Source organism: Elstera sp. (assembly GCF_044372965.1).
In the GTDB taxonomy this organism is placed as follows: Bacteria; Pseudomonadota; Alphaproteobacteria; order Elsterales; family Elsteraceae; genus Elstera.
Genome location: NZ_JBILQX010000207.1, coordinates 1 through 5,677, shown reverse-complemented (window position 1 = coordinate 5,677; position 5,677 = coordinate 1). Strand labels below are relative to the sequence as shown.

Below are 5,677 nucleotides of genomic sequence, written 5' to 3'. Positions count from 1 at the left end.
CCCGATTGACGTAAATATACCAGCCCAACCCGCCGGAACGCGCGCTCACGCCGAACACAAGCTCGGCGGCAATCAAGGTGCGCCAAGCAAAAGCCCAGCCGATGCGCAGGCCCGAGAGGATTTGCGGAAAGGCGGCGGGGGCGAGAATTTCCACCACGAAGCGGCCACCCGTCACGCCCATATTGCGCCCGGCCATCCGCAGCGTCGGCGGCACGGCGCGAAACCCGGCGTGGCAGGCGAGCGCCACCGGCCACAGCACCGAATGGACGATAACAAAAATCAAACTCGGTTGCCCCACGCCAAACCACAGCAGCGCGACCGGCAGTAGCGCGATGGCGGGTAGCGGGTTGAACATGGAAGTCAAGAGCCCCAGCGCCTCGCTGCCCCAGCGCGACAAAGCGGCAAGCCCCGTGAGAACCGCCGCGAACAAAATTCCCAAGGCATAGCCGCTCAGCAACACTTGCATCGAAGTTAGCGTGCGATCCGGCAATTCCCCCGAGGCAATGCCGTCGAACAGCGCCCCTAACGTCGTGCCAAGTGTCGGCAGCAGCAGCGAATTATCCAGCCAGCGCGCGTAACCTTCCCAGATCAAGGCAAGCCCGGCGAGGATGACGAGCCGCCGCCCCGGCAGGCGGGCGAGAAGCTGGTTGAAGCGCCCCAGCGGCAGCGCGCGGGCGGTGGCGATCTCAGCCATGATCGGCCTCCGGGCTGGCGAAAACGCTGTGTTGAATATGGGCTTCTAGGGCGGCAAAAGCGGGCGTGCCGCGTTCGCGCACGCTTTCGGGCACGTCGAAACTCGCCGCCAGCCGCCCCGGATGGGGGGTGAAGGCGAGAATCCGCGTGCCGACGCGAATGGCTTCGTCAATCCCGTGGGTCACGAACAGCGCCGTTGCTCCAGTATCGAGGCAGAGCGCTAGGAGTTCGTCTTGCATGCGCCGCCGGGTGAGCGCGTCCAGCGCGGCGAAAGGCTCGTCCATCAACAGCAGATCGGGCTGGAGCGCGAAGGCACGGGCGATGGCGACGCGCTGCTTCATCCCGCCCGACAGCGTATGGGGAAAGGCATTTGCCGCGCGCGTGAGGCCAACCCGGTCGATCCAATCGCGGGCAATCGGCTCGGCCTCCGCGCGCGAAAGCCCCCGCCCGCGTTGCAGGGCGTAGCGAACATTCCCCAGAACGGTGCGCCAGGGGAGAAGCTGGTCGAACTCCTGGAAGACGGTCATCCGGTCCGGCCCCGGCCGGGTGATCGGGGTGCCGCGCAGGCGGAGTTCGCCGGAGGAGGGCGTAAGGAACCCGCCAACCGCGCGCAGTAGGGTCGATTTCCCGCAGCCGGACGGCCCCAGCAGCACCAGCCGTTCGCCCGCCGACAGGGTGAAGCTCACCCGGTCCACGGCGGTCAGCGGGCCGCTCGGCGTGTCATAGCGAATAGAAACGTCGCGCACCTCCAGCAGCGCCGGGCCGAGCGCCGGGGCAGGGGGCAGTGTTTCCACGCGCGGAACCCCGTCCATCGCGGCCTCAGTTCCCCGGCTTGCTATGCAAACCCGCCTGGAACATCTCTTTCCACGAGGTCGAGCTTTGCTTGATGATACCGAGTTTCGCCTGGAAATCGGCGAATTTCTGCGCGCCTTCCGGGGTGGTGGAGAAATTCACGTCCGGCGCGCGGATAATCGCTTCGATAAACGCGGGCTCCAGCTTGGAGTTTTCGGCTTTGATATAGAGGGCGGCGGCTTCCGCTGGGTTCTTCTTGATCCAATCGTTGGCCGCATCAAGCCCGGCAACGAAGGCCTGAATGGTTTTCGGGTTATTGGCGACGAATTTGGCCGTCGAATAAACCACGTTGAACGTGTGCGGCCCGCCGAGCACGTCATAGCTATTGAGCACCGCATGGACTTTCCCCGTCGCGAGCTGCTGCTGCACAAAGGGCGGCGAGGTGAAATGGGCGGTGATTTCGGATCGGCCCGATAGAATCGCGGCGGTCGCATCCGGATGGGGCATGCTCACGGTGAGTTCGTCGAGCTTATCGTATTTCCCGAACATCTTATCGGCGGCCATTTGCAGCACAATCGGCTGAAACCCGACCTTCACGGCGGGCATGGCGATCCGGTCTTTTTCGGTGAAATCGGCGATGGTTTTGACGTTGGGGTTATTCGTGGTGATGACATTCGCCATCGACCCCAAGGCCGCGATACCGATAATCTTAGCGTTCGTGCGGGTTTTATCCCACGCGACGATCATGGGTGCGATCCCGCCGGTGGCAAAATCGAGGCCCCCGGAAATGAGCGCGTCGTTCATCGCGGTGGCGCCTGAGAGCTTAAGCCATTCAATCTTCGGCGGGGCGAGGCCGAGGGTCTTCGCCTCCTGCTCAATCAACCCGCGCTCGCTGGCGACGATCAGGGGCAGATAGGCGACGCCGAACTGCTGGGCGATGCGCAGGCTGGCGGTTTCGGCGGAAGCGCCGCTCGATCCGATCAGGAGCGCGGCCATCGAAACGGCAAGGCCGAGGGTGCGTTTCATCGAAACCATGATTACCCCTTTAGGTTGCATAAAATCTTACCATTACTTACTGCGTTAATGGTATAACTTTAGTATTTTACAAAATCTATAAATTCAATGTTCTATTATATTTTAAACATTTATTTATTGTGAATTAAGTTTGAAATTGCACCCAACGCAGCCTTTGCACAATTTAAGCGCCGGGCATGGCGCGGGCGAGGGTGGTAAACACGCGCTCGTCGGTGCATTGGGCGACATTGAAGCGCATAAAGCTGGCGGCGGATTGGGCCGCGCTGAACACATTCCCCGGCGCGAGAATGACCCGCTCCGCGAGCGCCTTTTGTGAAATTTCAGACGCGTCGAGCCCCTCCGGCAATTGTGCCCAGAGAAACATCCCGCCGCGCGGCTCCACCCAAGGGCGGATGCCGAGCGGCTTCAGGCGCTTGATCGTCAGCGCCATGGCGCGGGCAAGGCGGGTGCGCACGCTTTCCATATGCTTGCGGTAGCTGCCGTCTTTCAGGACCGACAGCACAAGTTCCGCCCCGATGCGCCCGCCGCCGAAGGAGGTGGCGATTTTCAGGTCGATGAGCGCTTCGATCCACGCGGGTTTCGCGGCGATATAGCCACAGCGCGCCGAGGCCGACAGCGATTTCGAGAAGCTGCCGATGCGCACCACCCGATTGAGCCCGTCGAAGGCGGCGAGGCGTGGGGCGGGGTCGGGCTCGAAATCGGCGAAAATATCGTCCTCGGCGATGGTGAGATTGGCGGCTTCGGCGAGCTTCAGCAAGCGATGCGCCACCAGCGGCGACAGGGTGGTGCCGGTGGGGTTATGCAGGGCGGAGTTGGTGATATAGAGGCGCGGGCGGTGGGCGGTGAGGGCTTCGGCAAAAGCCTCCACATCCGGCCCTTGCGGCGTATAGGGCACGCCAATCACCTGGGCGCGATGGGCTTTTAGCAGCGCGTGAAAGTTGAAATAGCACGGATCATCGACCAGCACGGCGTCGCCGGGCTCCAACAGAAACCGGCACAGAAGATCGATGGCCTGCGTGCCTGATTCGGTGAGCAAAATTTGATCGGGCGGCGCTTCGATGCCCTGATCGGCCATGCGCCGCGCCAGCAAAACCCGTAAGGCGGGCAGGCCCAGCGGGGTGCCATACTCGGTGAAAGGCGCGGCATCCTCCGCCCGCGCGAAACCCCGTAAAGCGCGGCGCAGGCTGGCTTCGGGGAGCCAGTCGGACGGCAACCAACCGCAGCCGGGCTTCAGCACGTCCTCGGCCGCGTCGAGCGACAGGCGCGAGACCCAGAAGGGATCAATCGCCCGGTCGAGGCGCGGGCCGATCTGCGCCAGGCTGAGCGGCGGCAAGCCCCCCGCCACATAGAAGCCCGAACCGGGCCGGGCGCGGATCACCCCTTCGGCGCTCAAACGCTCATAGGCTTCCACCACGGTCGATTTCGACACGCCCAGACTGTCGGCAAACCCGCGAATGGAGGGAAGCTTCGCCCCCGGCGTCAGCGTGCGCGCGGCGATGCGCCCGCGCACGGTTTGCATCACCTGCTCAACCAGGCTCAAGGGGGTGGTGCCGTCCATTTCCTCTCCGTACTGCACTTTAGACCAATACAGTTTTGTAGAATTGTACTGGACTGTCCCTAGCCGCACCAGCGCTTTCTGGCGATACAGAAGGGGCATTCGACGGAAGGGGTTTTCCCATGGATAAGAGTCTCGATGGCTGGCTGAGCGGTTTTCTCGGCGTGTTGATTTTCAGCGGCTCGCTGCCCGCAACCCGCCTCGCCGTGGCCGATTTCGATCCGGTTTTCCTCACCCTGGCGCGCGCCGCCATCGCTGGCCTGTGTGCGGGCGGGCTGCTGATCCTGTTCCGTCAGGCCCGCCCAGCGAAACGCGACCTGTTTTCGCTGTTGATCGTTTCGCTCGGTGTGATTATCGGCTTTCCGCTGCTCACGGCGCTGGCCTTACAGCATGTGACCTCCGCCCACTCAATGATTTTCGTCGGGCTTTTGCCGCTCTCGACCGCGATCTTCGGCGTTTTGCGCGGCGGCGAGCGCCCGCGCCCGATCTTCTGGCTTTTCTCCGGCATCGGTAGCGCCTGCGTTGCGGGGTTCGCCTTTTTCCAGGGCGGCGCGGGCTCCTTGGTGGGCGATGGCTTCATGCTGGCCGCGATTATCGTGTGCGGGTTGGGATACGCCGAAGGCGCGGCCCTGTCGCGGCGCTTGGGTGGCTGGCAGGTGATCTCCTGGGCGCTGGTCCTGTCGCTCCCCTTCATGGCGACCGCCGCCCTGCTGCTGCAACCCGCCGACTGGAGCCGCATCGGCACCCCCGCCCTGTGGAGCCTCGTCTATGTTTCGCTCTTCTCGATGCTGATCGGCTTCGTCTTCTGGTATCGCGGCCTCGCCCTGGGCGGCATCGCGGGCGTCGGGCAGTTGCAGCTTCTCCAACCCTTCTTCGGGCTGACGTTGGCCGCAACCTTGCTGGGCGAAACGGTGGCCTGGCCGATGGTGGCGGTTACGGGGGTGGTGGTGCTGTGTGTGGCGGGGGCGAAGCGGTTTGCGCGTTAGGGGGCGGGCGTATCGTCAAAACTATAGTTGATGAACGCATCCCAGTCTTTTGGTTGGAGCCGATCGCTGACCGTGCCGAGAATTTTCATGACGTCACCGTAAAAATCTTTAACGGCTTGATATCGTCGGAGATCATTCTCCGGCATATGCTCGGCTCCCACCTCGTCCCAAACTTGTTTCAGTTCTAGATATTTGGATTTCCAAAAGCGGAAATATTCTAACCTCTCGGCTTCGGTAAATATTTTGAGGCCTGGATGTAGGTAGATCCGAACGCGACTTGTTAGCGTGTCTTCATTCTTCGCGCAGTTTTGCCAAATCTTGAATAACTCGTAGGTGCAGTAAGGGCTACGTAGATAAGCGTTGCTTAGAATTACAAAAATCTTCTGACCTTGTGCAAGCCTATCCATAAATTTTGTGAGACTATCCCCCCAACCTAACTCACTTTTATCCTGACGAATAGGGATGCTTCGCCGTTTGGCTTCCGCAATAAATTGCTGAACTGCGGCGATTTTGTCGGGCTCGGTGGCATCCACATGAACCGCCCCGAGTTTGCCGGAGACCGTTTGGTTTAAGTTATGCGGCCATGGCTGGTGCGTCCAGCATGGCGTAGTATCGT

General features: G+C 61.8%; 6 protein-coding genes. 1 reads left to right on the top strand and 5 read right to left on the bottom strand.

What is annotated here, in order from left to right; translation table 11 throughout:
- The 4 genes from ACIQ36_RS17785 to ACIQ36_RS17770 form a co-directional block, all read right to left on the bottom strand.
- Nucleotides 1-694: ABC transporter permease (locus ACIQ36_RS17785; protein ID WP_395831798.1), on the bottom strand; the 694-nt coding region annotated here is incomplete at its 3' end.
- Nucleotides 687-1,505, bottom strand: a complete 819-nt coding sequence (locus tag ACIQ36_RS17780) for an ABC transporter ATP-binding protein (RefSeq protein ID WP_395831796.1) — start codon at nucleotides 1,503-1,505, stop codon at nucleotides 687-689. The genes ACIQ36_RS17780 and ACIQ36_RS17785, both read right to left, overlap by 8 nt.
- A 7-nt stretch (nucleotides 1,506-1,512) precedes the next feature.
- Complete coding sequence (locus tag ACIQ36_RS17775) at nucleotides 1,513-2,520, bottom strand: ABC transporter substrate-binding protein (RefSeq protein WP_395831794.1); 1,008 nt, start codon at nucleotides 2,518-2,520, stop codon at nucleotides 1,513-1,515.
- A 163-nt stretch (nucleotides 2,521-2,683) separates the two neighbouring features.
- Entirely contained in the window at nucleotides 2,684-4,078 is a 1,395-nt protein-coding gene (locus tag ACIQ36_RS17770; RefSeq protein ID WP_395831792.1) for a PLP-dependent aminotransferase family protein, read from the bottom strand.
- A gap of 119 nt (nucleotides 4,079-4,197) precedes the next feature.
- On the opposite strand from ACIQ36_RS17770, the gene ACIQ36_RS17765 reads away from it, so the two are divergent.
- Nucleotides 4,198-5,061 (top strand): DMT family transporter, encoded by an 864-nt coding sequence (locus tag ACIQ36_RS17765; RefSeq protein WP_395831790.1) that lies wholly within the window; start codon nucleotides 4,198-4,200, stop codon nucleotides 5,059-5,061.
- Here ACIQ36_RS17765 and ACIQ36_RS17760 read toward each other — a convergent pair.
- A partial coding sequence (locus ACIQ36_RS17760) for a hypothetical protein (RefSeq protein WP_395831788.1) occupies nucleotides 5,058-5,677 on the bottom strand: 620 nt, incomplete at its 5' end. The genes ACIQ36_RS17765 and ACIQ36_RS17760 overlap by 4 nt on opposite strands.